The sequence below is a fragment of the Azospirillum sp. genome (genome assembly GCF_050789165.1).
On record NZ_JBOZRT010000110.1, the window covers coordinates 109,322 to 133,660 of the forward strand.

The window sequence follows — 24,339 nt, forward strand, 5'->3', positions numbered from 1 at the left end:
AGTACTGGATTCACCGACAGGACATTTCACGGCATGGACCCGCTGACGACCGACCGGCCCGCCGCCGGGCACCTCAAGCTGATGGGTGGTTTGGACATGGACACGCTCGAGCAGGCACGCACCATCCTCGTCGTCGAGGACAACGTGTTGATGCGTAAGCTGTTCGTCCGCTGCCTGGAGGAAGGCGGCTACACCGTGGTCGAGGCGGAGGATCCGCGCGACGTGGTGGACCTGATGCTGGACGCCACGCCGGACCTGGTGGTGATGGACATCGTCATGCCCGGCATGTCGGGGGTGGAGCTGATCAAGCTGATCCGCGGCGACTCCCGGCTATCGCGGACGCCGGTGCTGGCGGTGACCAACCTCGCCACCCCGGCGGACAAGCGGCGCCTTGCCGACGCCGGGTTCAACGGCCATGTCTCCAAGCCGATCAAGCCGAAGGACTTCATCACCACGGTCGGTTCCTTCTTCGGCATCGCCGCGGCCGAGCCGGCCTGATCACACCCGGCCTGATCACACGACGACGGAACGGATCCCCATGGCGCGCTATCTCGTCACCGGCGGCTGCGGCTTCATCGGTTCGCACCTGATCGAACGACTGCTGGCCGCGGGCCATGAGGTGCGGGTCCTCGACGACCTGTCCACTGGCAAGCGGGAGAACCTGCCCGCCGGCGTGCCGGTCACCGTCGGCACCGTCGCCGATCCGGCCGTGGTGGACGAGGCAATGCGGGGAATGGACGGCTGTTTCCACCTCGCCGCCGTCGCCTCGGTGGAGCGGTCGCGCGAAGCGTGGCTGGAGACGCACCACGCCAACCTGTCCGGGACCATTGCGGTGTTCGACGCGGCGCGGCGCGCGCGTGCTGATGGCCCGGTGCCGGTCGTCTACGCCTCCTCCGCCGCCGTCTACGGCGACAATCCGGTGATGCCGTTGACCGAGGACGCCACGACGCGCCCTCTGTCCGCCTACGGCGCCGACAAGCTGGGCTGCGAGCTGCACGCCCGCGTCGCCGACGGCGTGCACGGCGTGCCGGCCACCGGCTTCCGCTTCTTCAACGTCTACGGCCCGCGGCAGGACCCGAAGTCGCCCTATTCCGGCGTCATCTCGATCTTCGCCGGGCGCATCGCGCAGGAACAGCCCATCACCATCAACGGCGACGGTGAGCAGGTGCGCGACTTCATCTACGTGAAGGACCTCGTGCGCTGCCTGACCGCCGCCATGGACAGGCCGCAGGCGGGCGCGCCGGTCTACAACGTGTGCACCGGCAAGGCGACGTCGGTGAACCGGCTGGCCGAGGTGCTGGCGGAGCTGTCCGGCCGCCCCCTGGTGAAGACCCACGGGCCGGCGCGCGCCGGCGACATCCGGGTCTCGATCGGCGACCCGGCGCGCCTGATTGCCGCCTTCGGCACGGCCTGCGAGACCGCCCTGGAGGACGGTCTGCGGGACACGCTGGCATGGCTGGGGTGAAACGCGCCTTCACCGCGGCGGTTGTTGCCGGCATGACACTCGCGGCGCCGAACCTCCGGGCCGAGACCCCCTGGGTCGTCTACTACGCCGACAAGGAGCCGCTCTCGGCCTTCGAGCCCTACACGCTCGTCGTCCTCGACAGCGAGCACCATCCGCCATTGCGCCCGCTGAAGGAGCGCGGCAAGACGCTGCTCGGCTACATCAGCCTGGGCGAGGTGGAGAGCCACCGGCCCTGGTACGAGACGGTGAAGGGCTGGGGCATCCTGTCGGCCGAGAATCCGAACTGGCCCGGCAGCTTCTACGTCGACGTGCGCGACAAGCGCTGGACCGAACTGGTCGTCGCGGAGCTGGTGCCGGCCCTGCTGCGCCGGGGCTTCGACGGGATCTTCCTCGACACGCTCGACAACCCGCCGCACCTGGAGCGCACCGATCCCAAGGCCTTCGCGGGCATGACGGAGGCGGCGGCGCGGCTGGTCAAGGCGCTACGCCGGCACTACCCCGGCATCCGCATCATGCAGAACCGGGGGTACGAGCTGCTGCCGCAGACGGCGGGCGCCATCGACTACGCGTTGGGCGAGTCCGTTACCGCCGGCTGGGACTTCGCTGCCGGCAAGCCACACCTGCAGCCGCCGGACGACACCGCCTTCCAGGTCGAGGCGTTGGCCGCCGCCAAGCGCGCCAACCCGGCGCTGGAGGTGATGACGCTCGACTACTGGGATCCGAACGACGCGGCGGGCGTGGCGAAGCTGTACGCCACCGAACGCGCGCGGGGATTTTCGCCCTACGTGGCGACGGTGGAGCTGGACCGCGTGGTGCGGGAGCCGAAGCCGTGATGGGCCGCATTCTCGCAGCCCTCCTGCTGTTTTTCCTGGCCGTCGTTCCCGCTGCGGCGCAGACCGTGCCGCGGACCGTCCTCGCCCTGTACGACGGCCGCGAAGAGCCGAAGATCAAGCAGTCGCGCATCCATTCCATGGTGGAGATGCCGCTCAACCATCTCGGCCTGACGGTGGCGTACTGGGACGTGGCGAACGGCCTGCCGGACCCGGGCGCCTATCCCGACCTGCGCGGCGTCGTCACGTGGTTCGCCAGCGAGCCATTCGAGGATCCGGCCGCCTACGTGGCGTGGCTGGGCACCCTGACGGAGCGCGGGGTGCGTGTCGCCGTGCTCGGCCAGTACGGCGTGCGCGCGGCGCGCGGCGGCAAGGCGATGCCGATGGCGCTGGTGAATCGCTTCCTGCGGGTCTTCGGGCTGTTCGACGACGAAGGCTATTCGGACCTCACCTACCGCTCGCGCCCGGTGGTGCAGGATTCGGCGCTCGTCGGGTTCGAGCGCAGGCTGGACGGCGTCCTGCCCGGCTACCCGCGGCTGCGGCTGGTGGACGGCCGCTTCACCTCGCACCTCGTCATGCGGCGCGCCGACGATCCGGCGACGGACAGCCACCTGATCGTCACCGGCCCGAGCGGCGGCTTGGTCACCGAGGGTTATGCCCGCTTCTTCGATCCGGAATCGCTGCGCAAGCGCTGGATCATCGACCCGTTCGCCTTCTTCCGCCTTGCCTTCGCCACCGACGACCTGCCCAAGCCGGACGTGACCACGCTGTCCGGCCGCCGGCTGTACTTCAGCCACATCGATGGCGACGGGTGGCGCAACGTCACCGAGGTGAAGCCCTACGCCGACCAGTCCCGCCTCGCCGCCGAGGTCGTGCTGAAGGAGGCGATCGAGGCGCACCCCGACCTGCCGGTCACCGTCGCGCCCATCGTCGGCGACCTGGACGCCGCGTGGAAGGGAACGCCGCAGGCGCTCGCCGTCGCCAAGCGCCTGTTCGCCCTGCCGCAGGTGGAGCCGGCGAGCCACACCTGGACGCATCCGTTCTTCTGGGGCTTCTTCAAGGACTACGACCCGGCCAGGGAGGAGGAGTTCAGGGACCGGGCGCCGGCGCGCAAGGGCGGCTTTCTCGCCCGCTTCCGCAAGGGCGGGACGGACGACCACTACGAGAACGTCGGCGAGGTGGCCGAATCCGCCCCCGGCGCGGACATCGGGCGGTACGCCGTGCCGCGCGCCTTCCTGCAGACGCCGTTCGACCTCAGGCAGGAGATCGGCGGCTCGCTGGAGTATTTCTCCAGGCTGGCCCCGGAGGGCAAGACGGCGCGGCTGATCCAGTGGCCGGGCGACACTACGCCCTTCGAGGCGGCGGTCGTCGAGACGCGCCGCGCGGGCGCCCGCAACATGAACGGCGGCGACACCCGCTACGACCCGGAGTACCCGTCGCTCACCTCGGTGTCGCCCATCGGCGTGCCGGTTGGGGCGGAGCGGCAGATCTACTCCGCGACCAGCAACGAGAACACCTACACCGACCTGTGGAGCAGCCGTTTCTTCGGCTTCCAGAACCTCGTCCACACCGTGCGCGGCACCGAGACGCCGGTGCGGCTCAAGCCGTTCAACATCTACTACCACATGTATTCCGGCCAGAAGCTGGCCAGCGTCAACGCGCTGAAGAAGAACCTCGCGTTTGCGGAAGCCGCGGAACTGGCACCGGTCACCGCCACCGCCTACGCCGCCATCGCCGATGGCTTCTACACCGCGCGGCTGGTGGCCGAGGGGCCGGGGCGCTGGCGCGTAATGGACCGCGGCGACCTCGCGACGCTGCGTTTCGATCGCGCGGTGTTCCGCGGCGTGGACTTCGCCCGCTCGGTGGGCGTGATCGGCCAGCGCCACCATCAGGGCAGCCTCTACGTGGCGCTCGACCCTGCGGTGGCGGAGCCGGTGGTGGCCCTGGCCGACATCGACCGCGCCGACACGGATCCCGCCGCGTCGCGGCCCTATCTGGTGCACGGGCGCTGGGCGCTGGCTGGGCTGTCCGTGGATGGCGGTGGCTTCACGGTGCGGGCGCAGGGGTTCGGACCCGGCGCGATGGCGTGGCGGGTGCCGGGCCCCAGCCGCTGGACCGTGAGCGCCGAGCGCGACGGCCGCGCGCTGTGGCAGGGCGCCGCCGAGGCCGGAACGGACGGCCGCCTGACGGTCACCGTCGCGGCCGGGGCCGAGACGCCGTTGACGCTGCGCTTCGTGCGCGAGGGGCGCTGAGCCCATGCGCGCCAACCTCGTGGTCGTCGTGCTGGTGCTGCTGGCGGGCATCGCGGTCAGCCTGCTGCTGATCCCGCGCGGCAGCGAGCTGGCCCTGCAGCGCTTCCGCGACCAGGAGTTCGCCCCGGCGCTCGCCGCCTACGAGGCGCGCTACGCCCAGGGCGACCGCAGCGCGGGAACGGTGATGCCGCTGACCCGGCTGTATCTGGCCGAGGGCAGCGTCGACCGCGCCATCGCGCTGATGGAGGACTACGTCGCCCACGAGCCGGCCCAGGTGGAGGGGCGTGATCTGCTCGGCACGCTGTACAAGCACGCCCAGCGCCCGTTCGACTACCTGGACAACCTGGAGGCCATCGCGCAGCTGAAGCCGTCGGATGCCGCCTTCCGCGAGCTGGCCGACGCCTATGGCTACTACGGCGAGTTCGACCGGCAGGCGGAGGCGCTGAAGCGGCTGGTGGCTTTGCGGCCCGACGACGCCGAGGCGTCGGTGGACCTTGGCCAGCTGCTCGCCGCGCGCGGCCGCTTGGCCGAGGCGGCGGAGACGCTGGCCGCGGCCGACGACCGCCGGAACGGTGGCATCGAGTACGATGGGCGCGTGCTCCTGACCAGCCTGCTGCTCGATCTCGACCGCGCCGACGAGGCGTTCCGCCGGGCTGAGCGCTGGCTGACCGGAGACCCGCCGAGCTATGCCATCCTCAGCCTCACCGGCCTGATGATGGAGATCGGCCGCCCCGACCACGCCTATCGCCTGATCGCCCGTTTCGCTGAGCGCGCCAGCCGCGAGCCGGCGTTGGAACTGACGCTGATCGACCTGGAGATCGCCCAGGGCCGGGTCGAGGCGGCGCAGCGCCAGTTGCGCGCCTGGGCCGAGGGCAAGCCGATCGACGACGCATCCCTCGGCCGCTTCATCGCGCTGAGCATCAACGCCGGGCAGACGCGTCTCGCGTTCGACGTGGCTCGTCGGCGCGACCTGCACCTGATCCCCGACTGGGCGCTGGTGTCGCTGGCCGAGACCGCCTACCGCGGCCAGGACCGCGCGTTCCTCGATCGCTTGATCGACGAGCTGGGCGACACGTTCCTGGCCGAGCGCCCGCTGCTGGCCGGTGAGATCGCCTGGGCGCGCGGCGACAGCGAGGCGGCGGCGCGCTGGGCCGGGCTGGCGCTCGCCGACCGCGACAGCACCTTCGCCGAGCGGCTGAGCGCCACCCGCCTGCTCACCCGCACCGGACACAAGGAGCGGGCCGTCGCGGAATTCGACCGGCTGGCACCGGACTCTCGTGTGCCCGACGATCTGCTGGAGGAGTTGGGCCTGCTGTTTCTCGACCTCGACCGGGTCAAGGAGGGGCTGGCGTGGTTTCAGGCGCGGCGGGCGGCGCGCCCGTCGAACAGCGCGGACCTCGGCTGGGTGCGGCTGGCCGCCAGGGGCGGCGACGCCGACACGGTGGCGGCGTGGCTGGATACGCGTCCGCGCCTCGATCCGGGCCTGCTGCAGGACGTGGCGTCGCTGGCCGCCGAGCGCGGCGCCGCCGCGCTGGCCCTGAAGGCGGCCGAGCGGGTGTACGCCCAGGCGCCGACGCCGCGCAGCCGGCTGGCGCTCGCCAACGCGCTGCTCGCCGCCGGCCGTCCGAAGGACGCGCTGGGCCATCTGCGCGCGCTGGTCGCCGAGGACAGGGCGTCGGAGCTGCTGGCGCTGTACGTCACCGCGCTCGCCGGGTCCGGCGAGACGGAGGAACTGGCCCGCGTCGTGACGGCCCGTCTGGGCGACCCCACGGTCGGCGAGGCGGAGAAGGATCAGCTCGTCCAGACGCTGATCGACGGCCGGGCCTACCGGGCGGCGCTGCCGTACGTGCGGGCGCGGGCCGAGACGCGCGGGATGGAATGGGTGTACGCCTACGCCGACCTCGCCGCCAAGGCGGGCGCGGTCGAAGAGCTTGCCGGCTTCCTGGCGTCGGCTCTGGAGCGGCCGGGCCTCGACCCGAAGGCGCGCGACGCGATGACCGGGCTGCTGGTGGACACCGCCGGGCCGGCCAAGGCGCTGCCGGCGCTGAAGCGCCTCGCCGACGCCGCACCGGCCGGGGCGTGGGAGAGCCTGTACCGAGAGACGCTGACCAAGCTCGGCCGCAAGGACGAGTTGCGCCGCCACCTGCTGGCCCGGGCCGGCGATGACCGCATGCCGGCGCAGGACCGCCGCGGGATTGCCTTCACCCTGCTGGAGATGGGCGAGCGGGCAGCGGCGGAGGCGACCTTCCGCGCGCTGGCAGCCAAGCAGGGCATCGACGGGCCGGACGTGCGTCAACTGTTGTTCCTGTGGGGGCCGCGGCCCGGTGGACCGGCGCTCGACTGGCTGGAGACGCGCGCACGCGCCGCAACGCCGGCCGAGCAGGGCGCGTGGTACGACAAGCTGGCCGAGCTGGGCGGAGCCAAGCGTGTCGCTGCGGCGCTGGCCGCGCGGGGCAGCGAGGGGGCGTTGCGCGGTCCCTACATCGAGGCACTGGCCAACGCCGGCAAGCCGGCCGAACTGGGCGCCGCGGTGCGCGCCGCACTGCCCGGCGAACGTGATCCGGAGAAGCTGCGCCGCTGGGCCCGTCTCGCCGAGCGCGAGAAGCAGACCGGGGCGGCCGGCGAGGCGTGGCGGGCGGTGATGGCGCTGCGGCCGGACGATGCCGAGGCGCTGCGGCAGGTCGGCATGACCGCCTACGGCGAGGCGCGCTTCGCCGATGCCGAGCGGGCGCTCGGCCGGCTGCTGGCGCGCTCCGACGGCGATTACGAGGCCAACTACTTCATGGGCGAGGCGCTGGTCGCCCAGAAGCGGCCGAAGGAAGCCGAGCCGTACCAACGCCGCGCGCTGGCGCAGGTCCAGGCGATGCCGAACCGCAGCGATGCGGTGCGCCAGACCGAGGCCAATCTGCTGCATCGTCTGGGCCGTATAGACGAGTCCGTTGCCCTGTTCGACGCGCTGCTCCGCGCCCGCCCCAACGACCGCCAACTGCGAGCCGACTACGCCGCCATGCTCATCGAGAACCGCCGGCTGAAGGAGGCGCGCCATGTGCTTGGCGACTGACCCCCTCCCTCGCCTCCGGCGGGGGAGGGAAGGGGCCCATGCGGAGCATGGGAAGGGTGGGGGCTACGGGGTGTCCGCGAAGCCGCTGCCCCCACCCATCCTCCCCCAGCGGGGCTGGGGGAGGGGTCTGATCCTTGTTGTCGCTCTGCTCCTCAGCACCCCTGCGCACGCGCAGATGCGCATCGCCGCCGAGCGCCAGGAGGCCGCCGCCTCGCTCGTCCTGTCCTGGCCCGGCGCGGTGAAGGCCGAGCACGCGCAGGACGGGCGCGAGTTGACGCTGCGCTTCAGCAAGCCCATCGGCGACGCGCGCGTGGACTCCATCGCCGAGCGGCTGTCCGGCTGGGTGGACGGCGTGCAGTACGGCTACGACAGCCTGCTGCTGGTGCTGGCGCCGGACGTCGCCGCCACGGTGGGCATGGATCGCGACGGGGTGCGCGTCGCCTTCGCCCCGGCTCCGCGCGCTGCCGCGCCCAGCGCGGAGGACCAGACGGCGGAGCGGCGGCTCGACTACTTCCGCGCCGTGACGATGATGGAGGACGGCCGCGTCGGTGCGGCGCGCACGCTGCTCGGTACCATGCTGGAGCGCGACCCGGCGGACCGCGAGGCCGTCGACCTGCTGGCCCAGGTGGCCGAGCGGCAGGGGCGCTGGCGCGAGGCGGTGACGCTGTACGGCCGCGCCCTGGACCTCAGCCCCGACAACAAGCCGGCGCTCGACGCCCGCAAGCGCCTGCTGCGCGAGTACGGCGACCAGACGCGGCTGGACTTCGACCTGTTCCATGTGAAGAACGCCGACGTGCAGCGGATCACCCGTCTGACCGGCAATCAGGACGTCGGCTGGAACAGCACGCTGCGGTATACGGTCGAGCGCCGCACGCTGGACGTCGATCAGACGCGCCGCGCCGACGGCCGGCTCGAGGCGTTCCACGGCCAACGGCTGCGCGGCGAGATGAGCCTGCTGCACGACTGGGGCAACCTCGACCAATCGAGGCTCAGCCTGTTTGCCGCGCCGCGGACGCTGGGCATCGGCATCGGCCACGACCTGCGCGACACCACGGGCCAGACCCGCCTCAGCCTTGCGGTCAGTGAGCCGACCTACGCCTTCGTCGAGGGCATCGTCGATGCCGGCCGGCGCGACCGCCTATCGGTCCTGCGCGAGCAGCGCATCTCGGAGCGTTGGGGGGCGACGCTGGGCGGGGCGCTCAACCGCTACGGGCTGGCGGGGCAGAATGACTTGGCGCGCTCGGCGTCGGTGGAGGGATCGCTGCGCTACACCTTCCTGATGGAACGGCCGATCGCGTCGCTGGCCTACGTGCTGGACGCGGAGTACGTGATCCGTCGGGCCGAGCGGTTCGATCCGCTGGGCAACCTCTACGTCCCGCTGCCGGTGGCGCGGCGCGAGGTGCACTCGCTGCAGGTGGCGGTCGAGGACAGCTACGACAGCGGATTCCGCTATGCGCTGCAGGCGGGATGGTCCTACGACCGCTTCAGCAAGGGCGGGCCGTTCGCCGCCGGGATGGTCGGGTACGAGATGCTGGACGGGCTGGAGACCGGCCTGCGCGCCAGCCACACCATCAGCACCACCCGCGGCACCGGCAGCACCGTGGACGCGGTGGGAGGGTACCTGCTGTGGCGGCATTAACCACTTGCTATCCGTACCGCGCCAAGATCGGACGGATGCACGCGACGCGGACCTTGCACGCATGAGCAGCGCCTCCACCCTGGACCCGGATCCGACCCCGGACGCCGCCCCCTCCGTGCGCGACGACGCGTCGCCGCGCCTGCTGGGCTTCCGCCGCGCCGCGCTGGTCGAACTGGTGCTGTTCTTCGGCGCCGCGCTGGCGGTGGACGCGCTGCTGGGCGGCACGCGCTTCGGCGGGGTGCAGCCGCATCCGTTCTGGGTGCCGGTGTTGCTGCTGGCCGTGCAGTACGGCACCGGCGAGGGCGTACTGGCCGCCATCGCCGCCACGCTGGCACTGCGGCTCGGCAACATGCCGGAGCAGCTGATCTCCCAGGACTTCTATCAGTACCTCTACGCGGTCAGCCGCGAGCCGATCCTGTGGCTGGTCGCCGCGGTGCTGTTCGGCGAGCTGCGCATGCGCCAACTGCGCGAACGCGAGGAGTTGCGTGCTGGCATGGAGCTGTCGCGCAAGGAGGCCGACGCCATCGCGCGCTCCTACCGCCAGCTGAAGACGGTGAAGGAAAGCCTGGAGACCCGCGTCGCCGGCCAGCTGCGCACGGTCGTCACGCTCTACCAGGCCGCCAAGTCCATCGACAAGCTGGACGAGGGCGAGATCATGCTGGGCATCGCCGACCTGATCCGTACCGTGATCAAGCCGGACAAGTTCTCGCTGTTCCTGCTGAACAACGACGTGCTGGAATCAGTCACCAACGATGGCTGGGAGGACGACGACAGCTACGCCCGCTGGTTCGATGCCGGCTCGCCCGTCTTCGAGACGGTGGTGGGGCGCCAGCGCTTCCTGTGCGTGGCGCGCCCCGAAGACGAGCGCATCCTGCAGGGCGAGGGCATCCTCGCCGGCCCGTTGGTCAGTGAAGACACCGGCACCGTCGTCGGCATGGTGAAGGTTGAAAGCCTGGGGTTCATGGACCTCAGCGTCAACAGCGTCGAGAACTTCCGCATCCTGTGCGAATGGATCGGCACGGCGCTCGGCAAGGCGCGCCAGTACCGCGAGGCGGCGGCGCAGCGCGTCACCACCGAGGGAGGAACGCTCTACACCTCCGACTACATCGGTCGGCAGGCGGTGTTCCTCGGGCACCTTGGGCGCCGGTTGGGCTTCGAGACAACGATGGTGACCATCAAGCCCTCGGGCATGGCGCGCCTCAGCACGCACCAGCGCCACGAGGTGGCGGCGGCCATCGGCAAGGCGGTGCGCGCGAGCCTGCGTGACACCGACCTCGCCGGCGACTTCGGCAACAGCGGCACCGTGTACGGCGTGGTGCTGCCCGGCACCCCGGTGGAGCAGGCGCGGGTGGTCGCCGCGAAGCTGGAGACCGCGGTGCGCGCCACCCTGCCGCGCCCGCTGTCCGGCCTGCGCATCGAGTTCATCGCCGAACGCGTGGGGGAGGTGGGGTGAGCGACGCCCTTCTCCCCAACGAAGCCCCGCGCCTCGGCACCGCGGGGTTCGTCGTTGTTGCGCTCCTCGCGCTTGGCGCCGAGGCTGGCGTCACGCTGCTGGCGCTGGGCTTCTGGCCGGTGCCGGGGGCGGCATACGGCGCCGTGGTCGGGCATCTCGGGCTGACGGCGCTGCTGACGGCGTGGCTGCCGTGGCGCCGGCGGCGCGGGCTGGACCTGCGGCTGCCGGGGCTGCTGGCGGTGACCACGCTGTTCCTTGGACCGATGGGGCCAGCGGCGACGCTGGGCTGCTCGCTGCTGTTCGCGGTCTTCAGCCGGTACGCCATGGGCTTCCAGGACTGGTACCTGTCGCTGTTCCCGGAGAGCCAGGTCGAGCCGGCGCAGGAGCTGTACGAGTTGATCGTCTCCGGCCGCGAGCAGGCGCACCTCGCTGCCGCGGAGTCCTTCACCGACGTGATGGCGGTCGGCACGCCGCAGCAGAAGCAGGCGGTGATCGCGCTGGTGGCGCGGCACTTCCGCCCGGCCTTCACGCCGGCGCTGAAGCTGGGGCTGTCCGACGCCGACCCCTCGGTGCGCGTGCAGGCGGCGACCGCCACCGCGCGCGTTGAGCACGAATTCAACGAGCGCTGGCAGAGCCTCGACAAGGCGGTGGCCAGCAACCCGCAGGACGTGGCGACGCGCGTCGCGCTGGCCCGGCATCTGGACGACTACGCGTTCTGCGGCCTGCTGGACGCCAACCGCGAGGCCGAGGTGCGGCAGAAGGCGCTGGACGGCTACCGCGCCTGCGTCGCCATGGCGCCGGACGACGACGAGATCCGCCACGACTTCGGCCGGCTGCTGTTGCGCCTCGACCTCGTGGATGAGGCAGCCGACACGCTGGAATCACTGGTCGCGAGCGCCTCGGACCGCCGACTGCTGGTGTGGTACGCGGAAAGCCTGTTCCGCCTGGGCCGCTTCGGCGACCTGCGCGGGCTCTGCGCCCAGCGGCCGGAGATCCTGGGACCGGACGCGGAGCTGCCGGACACGCTGCGCGACGTGGTCGCGCTCTGGAACGGGCTGGCGGAGGCCGCATGACAGACACGGCTGACGTCTGCCTGTTGATGGAGGGCTCGTACCCGTACGTGGCGGGCGGCGTGTCGACCTGGACGCACGACCTGATCAAAGCGCACCCGGACCTGACCTTCCACGTCGTGGCGCTGGTCGCCGACCGCAGCACCCGCAAGCTGGCCTACGAACTGCCGGGCAACGTCACCGGGCTGACCCACGTCTACCTACAGGACCCGGACGCGGGCTGGCCGTGGATGCCGGGCCAGGGCGAGCTGTTCCGCCGCCTGGAGGAGCCGCTGCGCTGCCTCCAGCAGGGCGGCGGGCTGGCGGAGGTGGCCGCGGTGGCGAAGCTGCTGGCGCCCAAACGTGGGCGGATCGGCCGGCGGGTGCTGCTGAACTCCGAGGATGCGTTCCGCATGGTGGTGCGGCTTTACGAGGGGACGCTGCCCGATGCCTCGTTCCTCGAGTATTTCTGGGGCCTGCGGGCGCTGATGGGCGGACTGTTCGCGACCATGCTGGCGCCGATGCCCAAGGCGCGGGTGTACCACGCCATCTCCACCGGCTACGCCGGGCTGTTCGCGGCGCGGGCCAAGCTGGAGACCGGGCGCCCGGTGCTGCTGACCGAGCACGGCATCTACACCAACGAGCGCCGCATCGAGATCCTGATGGCCGAATGGCTGTTCGAGGGCGCCGATGTCAGCCTGTCGGTGGACAAGAAGAAACGCGACCTGCGCGACCTATGGCTCGACACCTTCGCCAGCTACTCGAAGGCCTGCTACGACGCCTGCGACCGGATCATCACGCTGTACGGCGGCAATCAGGAGTTCCAGCGCCGCCAGGGCGCCGACCCGGCGAAGCTCAAGATCATCCCGAACGGCATCGACTACGCCGGCTACAGCAAGGTCGTGCGCGACACGGCCCCGCGGTCGCCGACCATCGCGCTGATCGGCCGCGTGGTGCCGATCAAGGACGTGAAGACCTACGTCCGGGCCGCCGGCATCCTGCGTGAGGACATCCCCGACCTGAAGGCGATGATCCTGGGCCCCCTGGAGGAGGATCCGCAGTACGTCGAGGAGTGCCGCACCATCGTCGCCCACCTGGGCCTGGAGGACACGGTGATCTTCGCCGGCCGCGTCAAGCTCACCGACTGGCTCGGCAAGGTGGACGCCATTGCGCTGACCTCGGTGTCGGAGGCGCAGCCGCTGGTGATCCTGGAGGCCGGGGCATCCGGCGTGCCGACGGTGGCGACCGACGTCGGCTCCTGCTCCGAACTCCTCCTCGGCCGGCCGGACGAGGAGCCGCCGCTGGGCGCCGGCGGTGCCGTCACCGCGCTGGCGTCGCCGCTGGAGACGGCGCGCGAGCTGCGCGCGCTGCTGCTCGACCCGATCTGGCGCGAGCGTTGCGCGACGGCGATCAGGGAGCGGGTGCGCCTCTATTACGACAAGGTGGAGATCGACCGCATCTACCGCGACCTCTACGACGAGCATATCGTCCTGCCTGATTCCCAGGTGCCCAATCTTTCTCTGGGGGCCGCCTGATGGCTGGCATCGGCTTCACCCTGCGCAAGCTGGCGCGCCGCGACGACCTGCTGGGCGTCCTGCAGGGCTACGCGCATTCCGCCTTCATCTCCTCGGGGCCGTGGATGTTCACCATCCTGGCCATCGCCGGCATCAACCTCGTCGGTCGCGACGTGGCGCCGGAGGCGGAGCTGATGCTGTTCCGCGTCGTCACCATCTACAACTTCTGCTTCTCGGTGGTGCTGACCGGGCCGCTGGTGCTGATCGCCACGCGCTACCTCGCCGACGCCATCTATCTGAAACAGGTGGACACCGCGCCCGGCATGCTGCTGGCCAACCTGGGCGTGGCGTACGCGCTGGCGGCGCTGACGGCGGGGCCATTCTACCTGTTCCTCAGCGACCTGCCGCCGGCGATGATGCACGCCGCGCTGGTCAACTTCTTCCTGGTCTGCGGTATCTGGGTGGTGTCGATCTTCCTGTCGGCGCTGAAGGACTACGTGATGGTCACCACGGCGTTCGGCGCGGGGATGCTGCTGAGCTTCCTGGCGACGGTCGGGCTGGGCGTGGTGTTCGGCGGGACCGGTATGGTGTGGGGTGCCAACATTGGATTGGCCGGCATCCAGTTCGCGCTGATCGCCCGCGTCTTCGCCGAATATCCGTACAAGGTGGCGCGGATCTTCGCCTTCCTGTCCTACTTCCGGCGCTACTGGGACCTCGCTTTGATCGGGCTGGTGGGCAACGTGGCGGTCTGGGTGGACAAGTGGATCATGTGGAGCGCGCCGGAGCGCGAGGTGGTGACCGGCTCCATGGTCATCTACACCGCCTACGACAGCGCCATGTTCATCGCCTGCCTGACCATCGTGCCGGCGCTGACCATGTTCACCGTCAACGTCGAGACCCGCTTCTTCGAACGCTACCAAGCCTTCTACCGCGACATCCAGCAGCACGCGACGTACGCCCAGATCGCACGGAACCACACGGCGATCATCCGTGCGCTGTTGGAGAGTGCGCGCAACCTCATCATCCTGCAGGGCGCGGTGTGCGCCATCACCATCTTCCTGGCGCCGACCATCGTCAGCGCGCTGGGCCTGAACTACACGCAGATCGGCATGTTCCGTTTCGGCACGCTGGGGGCGTTCTTCCAGGTGCTGTTCATGTTCACCACGATCATCCTGGCCTACTTCGACCTGCGGCTGCGGAATCTGTTCGTGCAGGTCTTCTATCTGGCCGCCAACGCCGGGCTGACCTTGCTGTTCAGCGAGTTTGGCTTCGCATGGTACGGTTACGGCTATTTCCTGGCTTCGCTGCTGGCCTTCGCGCTGGCTTACCTGATGGCCGCGGATGCGTTGCGTCGGTTGCCGTACATCGCCTTCGTCGCCAACAACCCGTCGGTCCGGTGATGCGAAGGCTGTGCGTCGGACTGCTGTTGCTGGCGGCGCCGGCTCTGGCCGAGCAGCAACCGGAGCGCACCGATCCCGGCCATCAGCGCGGCATCCTGAACCTGTACGTGACGCCGCAGCCTCCGCCGCCGCGCACGCGGATCAGGCGCGCGCAGGTCGTCTACCGCCTGCCGAAGGACGTGCCGGAACTGGCGAAACTGGACGCCAAGCTGTCGGAGCTGTGCCGGCGTGGCGCGTTCATCCAGGAGATGAACGGCTTCTACTGGGCGCGCACGCCGAAGCGCACCTTCGGCGTGGCGTTCTCCGGCGGCGCCAACCTCGTCGACCCGCAGAACAAGCGCAAGCCGGGGAAGGTGTACTTCTTCGAGGAGCCCGAAGGGATGTGCAGCGTGTGGGTTGGCGATCAGGCGAAGCTGATGCCGCACTATGTCGGGCCGTTGCCGGGGGATTGAATGTGAAGTGATGCCCCCTCCCTGACCCTCCCCCGCTGTCGCGGGAGAGGGATGGGGTGGGGGCAAAAGCACCTTACTGCGCCAGGAACTTGGCGATGGTGTCCCCGGCCTTGGCGATGTTGAACAGCCCGTCCACGTGGCCCATCGGGCCGGTGATCGCCTCGCTGTACTCGACCTTGGTGATCTTGCCGAGCTTGTCTTTCAGCGACCGCATGTTCTCGTCCGCGAAGAACACGATGTCGTTGGCCGAGGGGATCAGCAGCACCGGCATCTTCAGCTTCGCCAAGCCCTCTTCCAGCGAGGCGCCATGCCCGGTGACGAAGGTTTGGTTGGCCTTCACCAGATAGAGGAAGTGGTTGGCGTCGCTGGTCGCGGCACGGGCCGCCGCGGCCTTGTCGAGGAACGCTTCCACTTCGAACTGGTTGGCCATGGCGGCACGCGGGTCCTTGCCCTCCTCGGCGAACTTGCGGCCGAACTTGCCGTCGAACCACTGCCAGTAATTGGCCTGCAGCGTCACCACCTTCAACGCCTCGGCGAGGCCCTTCACCGGCTCCGCCTTGCCGTAATAGTCGCCGTTGTTCCAGTTCGGGTCGAGCTTGATCGGCGCGGCCCAGACGTTGAGCCAGGCGATGAGGAAGGCGTTGGCCTCCGCGCCGCCGATCACCGGAACGAGGCGCTTGACCATCTCGGGATGCGCCGCCCCCCACTCGAACGCCTGGAGCGAGCCCATGGAGGCCCCCATCACCGCGTGCAGGGTCTTGATGCCCAGGCTCTCGACCAGCGCCTTCTGCACCTCCACGAAGTCGCGGATGGTGACGACGGGGAAGCTCATGCCCCAGGGCTTGCCGGTGTCGGGGTTGATGCTGGCCGGGCCGGTGGTGACGACGTTCGGGTCCTTGGCGCCTAGGTTGACCAGCGTGTCCGAGCTGATGATGAAGTACTTGTCGGTGTCCAGCGGCTTGCCGGGGCCGATGATGGCATCCCAGTAGCCGGGCACCTTGTCCTCGGCCTTGTACTTGCCGGCAGCGTGTGAGGTGCCGCTGAAGTAATGGGTGACGAGGATGGCGTTGTCCTTGGCGGCGTTGAGGGTGCCGTAGCTCTCCCAGCCGATTCGCACGTTCTTGATGGTCTCGCCGCCGAGCGTCGTGTAGCTCGGCATCTCGAAGACCTTCTTCTCGACGATGCCGTCGTAGGCGAAGGCGGGCGCACCAAAGACCAGCCCGGCGGCCACCGCTAGGCTTCTCAACGCCCAAACCATGCTGCGCATGCAGTTTTCTCCCATATCCGGATGGTCGACGTGTTTTGGAGCGTCGGATCCTGTTTTCATTTTTTGGGGAAGTCTACGCGGGCAATCCCGCTTGTCCAGCCGGGCGAAGGGCAGGGGACGGTGTGACACGCAGCGTGTTGCTTCCACTTTCGTGCCGTGTCGAAGAGTGGTAAGACCAAAGCCCCTTCGCCCTTGGGGGAAACTTCCGGTCCGGAACCCGTCATGTCCTTGCGTCGTACTGACTCCTTTGGGTATCAAGTCAACTACCTCGGCCGTCTGTTCACGCGGGCGCTGGAGCGGCGGCTGGGCCAGCACGGGCTGTTTCCCGGCCAGATGCCGGCGCTGCTGGCGCTGTGGGAACGCGAGGGGATCAGCCAGGCGGAGTTGTGTCGCATCGTCCAGGTCGAGCAGCCGACCATGGCGAACACGCTGAACCGTATGGAGCGCGACGATCTGATCCGCCGCGAGCCGGATCCGGAGGACCGCCGCCGCGTGCTGATCTTCCTGACCGAGCGCGCCCGCGCGCTGGAGGAGTCGGTGACGGCGCTGGCCCGCGACGCCAGCGACGCCGCTGCCCAGGGCCTCGACGATAAGGAGAAGCGCGAGGCGATGCGGCTGCTGGGCACGCTGATCGCCAACCTGGAACGCGACGTCGGCGTCTGATACCCCTCCTGCGACTTTGCACGTCGGAAGGTGACTATTTGGGTCACCCCAGGGGAATCCCTTGCGAATGCGCAGAGCCCATGCACCTTTCTGGCAGGTCTCGAAAGGTCAGGGGTGCGGGCATGGACAACACACGGCGGGCGCTGCTGCGCTGGATGACCGGCGTCATGGAGGCGCACGGCTGGAGCGCCGGGGCCTGGGCGCGCGCGGCCGGGGTGACGCCGACCAACCTCACCCGCTTCCTGCGCGATCCGGTGGGCGCCAGCCTGCCCAGCGCCGACACCATCGGCCGGCTCGCCCGTGTCGCCGGGGCGGAGCCGCGCTTCCTCGACGACGGCGCCTATCCGGCAGTGTGCCGGGTGCCGCTGCTGGACCTGGACCAAGTGCACGCGCTGATGGCGCTGGGCCGGCGGGCGGGGGAGGCGTACCTCGCGGCGGCGTTGCGCGACGGCAGCCCGTCCGTTGCGGTGGATCGCCCGGCCTCGCGCCGCGCCTTCGCGTTGAAGATCGGCTCGCGCAGCCTGAACGCGGCGGGCGTGCTGCCCAACGACCGTGTGGTGCTGGAACCGCCCGACCTTCTGCCGCCGAAGCCGGGAGACGTGGTGGTCACCGTGTCGGACCACACCGTGTGCGGTTACCGCTTCTTCCCGCCGCACCTGCTGCCGGTGTCCACCGATCCCGACTGTTCGCCGACGCCGCTGGATGACGCGCACGTCGCCGGGGTGGCGGTGCACGTGGTGCGGGCGTTGAAGGAGTAGGTTGCGGGTAGGCTGAAACCTCCGCATTTCCGTTCTTGCCGCGAAGACGAAAGGGCGAGGTGGGAAGCTCAAGCTGGGCCATTCCATTTCGGCGTCTCGAATCTTCGATCCTTCGCACCTTACGGCCACGCTGTAGGTTCTCTTTTTGTTCTTGAACGATGCGAAAAAGCAGCCATATTTAGGGTCCGGCGCCATGGTTAACGCCGGAGTAGCTGCAAACTCGCATCGGACGGCGTGGCATGGCGATTACGGAGCGGCAGAAGGCCCTGCGGGCCGGGCGGATCGGTTCGTCCGACGCCGGGCGCGTGATGGCCGGCGACTGGCTCGCGCTGTGGCGCGAGAAGACCGGGCGCGCCGAGCCGGCCAACCTCGATCTGGTGGCCGCCGTGCAGATCGGCATCGCCACCGAGCACCTGCACCCGCGCTTCGTCGAGCACGCCACCGGTGTTCCCTGCATCCCCGCCGAGGACACCGCCGTCCACCCTGAGCACGACTGGCTGGTCGCCCACCCCGACTTCCTGAGCTGGGACGGCGCGCCGGTCGGCACGCCGGACACGCTGGTGGAGGCGAAGTTCTCCGGCGGCTTCCAGTCGGACGCGGAATTGGCGCAGCGCTACCACTGGCAGCTCCAGCACCAGTTCCTGGCGACCGGGATGGAGCGCGGCCTGCTGTCGATCCTGCGGCCGACCGGGCATTCGCTGATGCGGGTGCGGCGCTCGGAGGTCGAGTGCGACCGGCTGCTCGCCAATCTCTCGGCCTTCTGGTGGCACGTGGCGAACGACGTGGAGCCGAGCGATCCGCTGCCCGCCGATGCGCCACGCTACGAGACGCTGCGGGTGGTGAACATGGAGCGGCACAACCGCTTCGCCGCGCTTGCCGCCACGCTGGTGGAGCGCCGCCCGGCGGCACTGGAGTGCCGTGAGGCGGAAGCCGCCCTGAAGGCGCTGATGCCGGCCGACGCCAAGGTGGCGTTCGTCGCCGGCCTGTACCTCGCGCGCGACCGCGAGGGGCGTTTGAGCCTGCGCTACGGCGAGCCGCCCCGGCGGACGCTGCAGCGCGTGGAAATCTGGGAACCGGCCCTGTCCCCTGACCTCAGCCTGTCCGCCGCGCTGGACGGGGGCTGGGGTGAGGGGAAAGACGAACAGCTTGTATAGGGGATCCCTGCGATGGGACGTATGAGCAAGACCGACACCGTGGCCGACGCCGAGAAGGCGGAGACCAAAGTTGACGCGCCCACCGGCAACGTGGTGCGCCTCGACAACCTCGACCTGTGGAACCGGCTGAAGCGGACCGATCCGAAGGCCACCAAGCCGTTCACCCGCGCCGGCGGCTTCCGCGGCACGCAGATCGACCCGACCTGGCGCTTCCAGATGATGACCGAGGTGTTCGGCCCGGTCGGCAAGGGCTGGGGCTACGAGCAGATGGACTGGACCATCGCCGAGCGCATGATCTTCATCTGCGCCCGCGTCTGGTACATCGATCCGACCAGCGGCGAGAAGTGCTGGACCGGCCCGCAGTGGGGCGGCACGGAGATGGTGCGCCGGCGCAACGGCATCGAGGCGCCAGACGACGAGTGCTTCAAGATGTCGATGACCGACGCGGTGGGCAAGTGCCTGCTGCAGATCGGCCTCGCCGCCGACGTCTACATGGGGCAGTTCGACGACTCCAAGTACCGCGAGGAGTCGGAAGCCTTCTTTGCCGCCAAGTCCAACCCGGATCTGCAGCCGGACGCGATATCCGCCTTCGAAGCGGAGGTGAAGAAGCGCCTGAACGCCTGCATCGACCTCGACGACCTGGAGGAGGTCTGGCGCGCCGGCGTCGGCACCCGCCTGCGCGAGATCGGCGCGGTGGACAAGGCGGCGCAGCACCGCATCACCGGCCTGTTCGCCCAGAAGAAGGCCGAGATCATCAAGCGCGAGGAGTCCCGCGAAGCCGCGGAGTGACGCCCATGGCATCCACCTACGTCGAACGCTCCCCTAGTGGCCTGTTCCGCATGGCCGCCTGGGAGGGCGACATGGAACGACGCCACGCCCAGCTGCCGCGCTGGTACTGGGACCGCGCCCAGCGGCACCGCCAGTTCGCCCGCTGGGTGGAGGCGGAGGCCGACGGCATGGCGATGCAGCTGTCCCGCCACCTGCGCCCCGACACCCCGGCCGACACGGCCGGCGCGGTGCGCCGGATGGTGGACCTGCTGGCCCGCGACGCCGAGTGGGCGCGGCATGCGGAGGAACTCCAGCCGGCGGAAAGGGCGGCCTGACATGAGAAGGACCACGAAAGCCATGACCATCGAGGAGGTCCAGGCCCGACTGCGCGCGGCGCACGCCCGCATCGGGCACGAGGGCCGCTTCGCCCTCACCCTGTCTCTGACCGGAACCCCCGGCGGATCCGAAGAGGCGTACCTGACGCACTGGTTCCGTCCCGACCCCTACGCCTTCGAGGACTGCAAGGCGGTGGGCTCCGGGACGGTCGCGGAATGCCTGGCGGCGCTGGAGCGCTACGTCGCCGGCTACCGGCGCCAGCCGACCGTCGACGAGGTCGGCCGCACGCTGGGCCTCGTTCCATCCGCCGTGGACGAGGAGCACGAGCCCGGGGAGCACCGCTTCCTGGTGGCGGCGGAATGAGCTGACGCTCCACTGTAGACTCTCCATCCTGGCCCCTTCCCCGTTGCCGCGGGGGAGGGGCTTTTTTCGTGCGCGGGCGCCGCTTACATCAGGGAAAGCTGAAGGAGTGGAGCCATGCACGTCGTCTGCCCGCACTGCGACACCGTCAACCGCATCCCCGACAACAAGCCCGTCGGCCGCGGCAAGTGTGGACAGTGCCATCACGCCCTGTTCGACGGCCACCCGGTTGCGCTGACGGCCGAGCGGTTTCGGGCGCACGCGGAGAAGGGCGACCTGCCGCTGCTGATCGACTTCTGGGCACCGTGGTGCGGCCCGTGCCGGGCGATGGCGCCGGCGTTCGAGCAGGCGGCGCAGGCGCTGGAACCGCGTGTGCGGCTGGTGAAGGTCAACACCGACGAGGAGCAGCAACTGGCGGCGATGTTCGGGGTGCAGAGCATCCCGACGCTGGCGCTGGTGCACAAGGGGCGGGAGATCGCGCGGACGGCGGGTGCGATGCCGGCGGCGGCGCTGGTGCAGTGGGTGCAGGGGCGGTTGGCGTAATGCAATAAGCCCCTCCCCCCTCGCGGGGGAGGGGCCTTATCTTTAGCCCTTCCGCGCCGCCAGCGCCCGCGCGAACGCGTCGGCCAGGGTGCCGTCGGCGGCTGGTTCCGGCTTCTTCGCCGGCTGCGGCTTCGGGGCAGGACGGCTACCCTGCGGTCTGGCCGGCGGCGGGCCGCGGCGTTCCTCGCGCGGGCCCTGGGGCGCCGGCCGGGCCGCCGGCTCGCCGAGGCGCATCGTCAGGCTGATGCGCTTGCGCGGGATGTCCACCTCTTGGACCTTCACCTTCACGATGTCGCCCGCCTTCACCACCGCGTGCGGGTCCTTCACGAAGGTGTTGGACAGCTGCGAGATGTGCACGAGGCCGTCCTGGTGCACACCGACGTCCACGAAGGCGCCGAAGGCCGTGACGTTGGTCACCACGCCCTCCAGCACCATGCCGGGCTGGAGGTCCTTCAGCTCGTTGACGCCCTCCTTGAACTCGGCGGTCTTGAACTCGGGGCGGGGATCGCGGCCGGGCTTCTCAAGCTCCTTCAGGATGTCCTCCACCGTCGGCACGCCGAAGCGCTCGTCGGTGAACTCCTCCGGGCTGAGCGAGCGGAGGAAGCGCGCGTCGCCGATCACCGAGCCCAGTTCGCGGCCGGACGTCTTCAGGATGCGCTGCACCACCGGGTAGGCCTCGGGGTGCACCGAGGAGGCGTCGAGCGGCGTCTCGCCGTCGCGGATGCGCAGGAAGCCGGCCGCCTGCTCGAAGGTCTTCGGCCCGAGGCGCGGCACCGCCAGCAGCTGCTTGCGCGAGCGGAAGGCGCCGTTGGCGTCGCGGTACTCGACGATGTTGCGGGCGATGGTCTCGTTGAGGCCGGAGACGCGGGTCAGCAGCGGGATCGACGCGGTGTTGAGGTCGACGCCGACCGCGTTCACGCAGTCCTCGACCACCGCGTCCAGCGACTTCGCCAGCTTCTGCGGCGCCACGTCGTGCTGGTACTGGCCGACGCCGATGGACTTCGGTTCGATCTTCACCAGCTCGGCCAGCGGGTCCTGCAGGCGGCGGGCGATGGAGACGGCGCCGCGCAGGGACACGTCGAGCTGCGGGAACTCCAGCGCCGCCGTCTCGGACGCGGAGTAGACCGAGGCGCCGGCCTCCGACACCATGATCTTGGAGAGCTTCAGCTCCGGGTGCCGGGCGAACAGGTCGGCGACCAGCTTGTCGGTCTCGCGTGACGCCGTGCCGTTGCCGATGGCGATCAGCTCCGCCTTGTGGCGCACCGCCAGCGCGGCGATGGCGGCGATGGAGCCGTCCCAGTCGTTCCTGGGCTGGTGCGGGTAGATGGTGGTGGTCTCCACCAGCTTGCCAGTGGCGTCGACCACGGCGACCTTCACGCCGGTGCGGATGCCGGGGTCGAGGCCGATGGTTGCGCGCATGCCGGCCGGGGCGGCCAGCAGCAGGTCGTGCAGGTTGCGGGCGAAGACGCGGATCGCCTCGTCCTCGGCCTTCTCGCGCAGGCTCCCCATCAGGTCGGTCTCGATGTGCGGGCCGATCTTCAGCTTCCAGGTCCAGCGCACCACGTCGGACAGCCACTTGTCGGCGGGCCGGCCCTGGTCCTGGATGCCGGTGTGCGCCGCGATCGTGCGCTCCGCCGGATGCTTCTCGCCCTCCGGCACCTCCAGGTCGAGGTTCAGGTCGAGCACGCCCTGCGCCCGGCCGCGAAACAGCGCCAGCGCGCGGTGCGACGGCACCTTCGCCCACGGCTCGTCGAAGTCGAAGTAGTCGGAGAACTTGGCGCCCTCGGCGCGCTTCTCCTCAATGACCTTGGAGGAGACCTTGCCCTTTTCGGCCATGGTGGTGCGCAGCCTGCCGACCAGCTCGGCGTCCTCGCCGAAGCGCTCCACCAGGATGTGGCGGGCGCCGTCCAGCGCCGCCTTGGCGTCGGCGACGCCCTTCTCGGCGTCGATGAAGGCCGCGGCCTCCGCCTCCGGGGCCTTCGTGGGGTCGCCCAGCAGGAGGTCGGCGAGCGGCTCCAGCCCGGCCTCGCGGGCGATCTGCGCCTTGGTGCGGCGCTTGGTCTTGTAGGGGAGGTAGAGATCCTCCAGGCGGGTCTTGGTGTCCGCCTGGCGGATCTGGAGGTCCAGTTCCGGCGTCAGCTTGCCCTGCTCGGCGATGGACGACAGGATCGTCTTGCGGCGGTCCTCCAGCTCGCGCAGGTAGCCGAGGCGTTCCTCCAGGGTGCGGAGCTGCGTGTCGTCGAGGCCGCCGGTGGCCTCCTTGCGGTAGCGCGCGATGAAGGGGACGGTGGAGCCTTCGTCCAACAGCGCGATGGTGGCGGCGACCTGGGCTTCGCGGACCTGGAGTTCGTCGGCGATGCGCTGGCTGATCGGGAGCATGGCGGGTCGTGGCGTGGTGGAACCGAGGGGGGCTCCTATACCCCCGTCCGCCCCCGCCGCGCCACTGGCGAGATGGCAGAGCCCCGAATGGAACGCTGTGGAACACCATGAAACATTGTGCGCCGCCTGTTCAGTACGTTCCCCGGCGCGGTGCGCTTATAGGTACATGATCCTAGCTCACGAGGCGGCGTTCGGCAAGACTCCAGCGGCGTAGGTTGGGTTGAACCGCAGGCGAAGCCTAACCTGCGGATCACCGGCCCTCGTCAGAACGCCAGCCCGAACGCCTCGGCGAACCCGCGTTTTCCGGCGTCGGTCACAGCCACCGCGCGGCTGTCGCGCGTCGGTTCGATCCAGCCCAGCGCGAAGCAGCGGGCGCACAGCGCGGCGCCGAGCCGGCCGGCGAGGTGCGGCCGGCGCTCGCTCCAGTCCAGGCAGGTGCGGCAGAGCGGGCGGGTGCTGCGGCCGGCGAGATCGACGCCCAGCGTGTCGGCCAGGAAGCGTTCGCCCGATGCCGTGAGGCTGCCGGCACCGTCGGCGATCACCACATGGCCGCGCGCCTGCAACGCGTCCGCCAGCCCGACGCCGAGCCGGCCGGCGAGGTGGTCGTAGCAGGTGCGCGCCGCGCGCAGCGCCTCGTCGCGCGGCCCCACCGGACGGTGGCGCGGCGGGCTGGACGCCGCGACCGCCATCAGCGCCTCCAGCGCGTGCGCCACCTCCGGCCCGGCGAGCCGGTGGTAGCGGTGGCGGCCCTGGCGTTCCTCGGCGACGAGGCCGGCCTGGCGCAGCCGGGCGAGGTGGCCGCTGGTGGTCGGCGCGCCGACTCCGGCGTGCCACGCCAGTTCGCCGGCCGTCAGGGCGCGGCCGTCCATCAGCGCCGCCAGGATGTTCGCCCGCGCGGTGTCGCCGATCGCCGCGGCGACCTCGGCCAGCGTGGTGCCCGAGACCATGGTGTTCATGGCGCCCAGCATAGCCGCGGACAACGATCCGGTCACGCCG

21 protein-coding genes are annotated in these 24,339 nt (G+C 70.2%); 18 read left to right on the forward strand and 3 right to left on the reverse strand.

Features of this window, described 5'->3' with window-relative positions:
- Positions 1-33 precede the first annotated feature (33 nt).
- The 11 genes from ACRWK7_RS25170 (at position 34) to ACRWK7_RS25220 (ending at position 15,115) form a co-directional block, all read left to right on the forward strand.
- Positions 34-498, forward strand: coding sequence for a response regulator (locus ACRWK7_RS25170; protein ID WP_431859072.1), 465 nt, complete (start codon positions 34-36; stop codon positions 496-498).
- A 40-nt stretch (positions 499-538) separates the two neighbouring features.
- Positions 539-1,465, forward strand: coding sequence for an NAD-dependent epimerase/dehydratase family protein (locus ACRWK7_RS25175; RefSeq protein WP_431859073.1), 927 nt, complete (start codon positions 539-541; stop codon positions 1,463-1,465).
- Positions 1,453-2,298: an endo alpha-1,4 polygalactosaminidase gene (locus ACRWK7_RS25180; RefSeq protein ID WP_431859074.1), complete on the forward strand. Its 846-nt coding sequence runs from the start codon at positions 1,453-1,455 to the stop codon at positions 2,296-2,298. Before ACRWK7_RS25175 ends, ACRWK7_RS25180 begins: the two co-directional genes overlap by 13 nt.
- Positions 2,298-4,547, forward strand: coding sequence for a polysaccharide deacetylase family protein (locus tag ACRWK7_RS25185; RefSeq protein WP_431859075.1), 2,250 nt, complete (start codon positions 2,298-2,300; stop codon positions 4,545-4,547). The genes ACRWK7_RS25180 and ACRWK7_RS25185 overlap by 1 nt, the downstream gene beginning before the upstream one ends.
- Before the next feature lie 4 nt (positions 4,548-4,551).
- Entirely contained in the window at positions 4,552-7,608 is a 3,057-nt protein-coding gene (locus tag ACRWK7_RS25190) for a tetratricopeptide repeat protein (RefSeq protein ID WP_431859076.1), read from the forward strand.
- Between the two features lie 175 nt (positions 7,609-7,783).
- Complete coding sequence (locus ACRWK7_RS25195) at positions 7,784-9,247, forward strand: tetratricopeptide repeat protein (protein ID WP_431859077.1); 1,464 nt, start codon at positions 7,784-7,786, stop codon at positions 9,245-9,247.
- 61 nt (positions 9,248-9,308) lie between these two features.
- Positions 9,309-10,700: a GAF domain-containing protein gene (locus tag ACRWK7_RS25200; RefSeq protein ID WP_431859078.1), complete on the forward strand. Its 1,392-nt coding sequence runs from the start codon at positions 9,309-9,311 to the stop codon at positions 10,698-10,700.
- Positions 10,697-11,773, forward strand: a complete 1,077-nt coding sequence (locus ACRWK7_RS25205) for a tetratricopeptide repeat protein (RefSeq protein WP_431859079.1) — start codon at positions 10,697-10,699, stop codon at positions 11,771-11,773. The genes ACRWK7_RS25200 and ACRWK7_RS25205 overlap by 4 nt, the downstream gene beginning before the upstream one ends.
- Complete coding sequence (gene pelF / locus ACRWK7_RS25210) at positions 11,770-13,284, forward strand: GT4 family glycosyltransferase PelF (protein WP_431859080.1); 1,515 nt, start codon at positions 11,770-11,772, stop codon at positions 13,282-13,284. The genes ACRWK7_RS25205 and pelF overlap by 4 nt, the downstream gene beginning before the upstream one ends.
- The gene (pelG, locus tag ACRWK7_RS25215; RefSeq protein WP_431859081.1) at positions 13,284-14,663 is read left to right on the forward strand and encodes an exopolysaccharide Pel transporter PelG; all 1,380 of its coding nucleotides are present in this window, start codon (positions 13,284-13,286) and stop codon (positions 14,661-14,663) included. Before pelF ends, pelG begins: the two co-directional genes overlap by 1 nt.
- On the forward strand, positions 14,663-15,115 hold the full coding sequence (locus ACRWK7_RS25220; RefSeq protein WP_431859082.1) for a hypothetical protein: 453 nt from the start codon (positions 14,663-14,665) through the stop codon (positions 15,113-15,115). Before pelG ends, ACRWK7_RS25220 begins: the two co-directional genes overlap by 1 nt.
- Positions 15,116-15,188: 73 nt before the next feature.
- On the opposite strand, the gene ACRWK7_RS25225 is transcribed toward ACRWK7_RS25220, so the two are convergent.
- Positions 15,189-16,382, reverse strand: coding sequence for an E22 family MetX-like putative esterase (locus ACRWK7_RS25225; RefSeq protein ID WP_431859083.1), 1,194 nt, complete (start codon positions 16,380-16,382; stop codon positions 15,189-15,191).
- 222 nt (positions 16,383-16,604) lie between these two features.
- Between ACRWK7_RS25225 and ACRWK7_RS25230 the strand changes: the two genes are divergently transcribed.
- The 7 genes from ACRWK7_RS25230 (at position 16,605) to trxC (ending at position 20,964) form a co-directional block, all read left to right on the forward strand.
- Positions 16,605-17,045: a MarR family winged helix-turn-helix transcriptional regulator gene (locus ACRWK7_RS25230; RefSeq protein ID WP_431859084.1), complete on the forward strand. Its 441-nt coding sequence runs from the start codon at positions 16,605-16,607 to the stop codon at positions 17,043-17,045.
- A 122-nt stretch (positions 17,046-17,167) separates the two neighbouring features.
- Entirely contained in the window at positions 17,168-17,803 is a 636-nt protein-coding gene (locus ACRWK7_RS25235) for an XRE family transcriptional regulator (RefSeq protein ID WP_431859085.1), read from the forward strand.
- A gap of 239 nt (positions 17,804-18,042) precedes the next feature.
- Positions 18,043-18,957 (forward strand): YqaJ viral recombinase family protein, encoded by a 915-nt coding sequence (locus tag ACRWK7_RS25240; protein WP_431859086.1) that lies wholly within the window; start codon positions 18,043-18,045, stop codon positions 18,955-18,957.
- A gap of 21 nt (positions 18,958-18,978) precedes the next feature.
- A complete protein-coding gene (locus tag ACRWK7_RS25245; protein ID WP_431859087.1) occupies positions 18,979-19,746 on the forward strand; it encodes a hypothetical protein in 768 nt (255 codons plus the stop codon).
- Between the two features lie 5 nt (positions 19,747-19,751).
- Positions 19,752-20,060: a hypothetical protein gene (locus tag ACRWK7_RS25250; protein WP_431859088.1), complete on the forward strand. Its 309-nt coding sequence runs from the start codon at positions 19,752-19,754 to the stop codon at positions 20,058-20,060.
- A 22-nt stretch (positions 20,061-20,082) separates the two neighbouring features.
- A complete protein-coding gene (locus tag ACRWK7_RS25255; RefSeq protein WP_431859089.1) occupies positions 20,083-20,424 on the forward strand; it encodes a hypothetical protein in 342 nt (113 codons plus the stop codon).
- 114 nt (positions 20,425-20,538) lie between these two features.
- On the forward strand, positions 20,539-20,964 hold the full coding sequence (gene trxC / locus ACRWK7_RS25260) for a thioredoxin TrxC (protein ID WP_431859090.1): 426 nt from the start codon (positions 20,539-20,541) through the stop codon (positions 20,962-20,964).
- A gap of 42 nt (positions 20,965-21,006) precedes the next feature.
- On the opposite strand, the gene ACRWK7_RS25265 is transcribed toward trxC, so the two are convergent.
- Positions 21,007-23,343, reverse strand: coding sequence for a Tex family protein (locus tag ACRWK7_RS25265; protein ID WP_431859091.1), 2,337 nt, complete (start codon positions 23,341-23,343; stop codon positions 21,007-21,009).
- A 263-nt stretch (positions 23,344-23,606) separates the two neighbouring features.
- Positions 23,607-24,335, reverse strand: a complete 729-nt coding sequence (locus ACRWK7_RS25270; protein ID WP_431859092.1) for an ArsR/SmtB family transcription factor — start codon at positions 24,333-24,335, stop codon at positions 23,607-23,609.
- Positions 24,336-24,339: the final 4 nt, after the last annotated feature.